Source organism: Pseudoalteromonas sp. c7(2019) (assembly GCF_011378625.1).
In the GTDB taxonomy this organism is placed as follows: Bacteria; Pseudomonadota; Gammaproteobacteria; order Enterobacterales; family Alteromonadaceae; genus Pseudoalteromonas; species Pseudoalteromonas arctica.
This window is the reverse complement of the sequence record NZ_WTKS01000057.1, coordinates 1-690: the sequence shown is the minus strand read 5'-3', so window position 1 is coordinate 690 and position 690 is coordinate 1. Positions and strand designations below refer to the sequence as shown.

Annotated in this window: 1 rRNA gene; it reads right to left on the bottom strand. The window is 51.3% G+C overall.

Annotation, left to right across the window (positions count from 1 at the left end):
* A 16S ribosomal RNA gene (locus GQR38_RS19985) occupies positions 1–690 on the bottom strand; the annotation flags it as partial.

Below are 690 nucleotides of genomic sequence, written 5' to 3'. Positions count from 1 at the left end.
TAAGGGCCATGATGACTTGACGTCGTCCCCACCTTCCTCCGGTTTATCACCGGCAGTGTCCCTAGAGTTCCCGGCATAACCCGTTGGCAAATAAGGATAAGGGTTGCGCTCGTTGCGGGACTTAACCCAACATTTCACAACACGAGCTGACGACAGCCATGCAGCACCTGTCTCAGAGTTCCCGAAGGCACTCTACTATCTCTAACAGATTCTCTGGATGTCAAGGGATGGTAAGGTTCTTCGCGTTGCATCGAATTAAACCACATGCTCCACCGCTTGTGCGGGCCCCCGTCAATTCATTTGAGTTTTAACCTTGCGGCCGTACTCCCCAGGCGGTCTATTTAATGCGTTAGCTTTGAATCCCACGGCATATAGCCACAAAATTCTAATAGACATCGTTTACTGCGTGGACTACCGGGGTATCTAATCCCGTTTGCTCCCCACGCCTTCGCGCCTCAGCGTCAGTCTTTGTCCAGGTGGCCGCCTTCGCCACTGGTATTCCTTCAGATCTCTACGCATTTCACCGCTACACCTGAAATTCTACCACCCTCTACAAAACTCTAGTTAACCAGTTTCAAATGCAGTTCCAAGGTTGAGCCCTGGGATTTCACATCTGACTTAATTAACCGCCTACGCGCGCTTTACGCCCAGTAATTCCGATTAACGCTCGCACCCTCCGTATTACCGCGG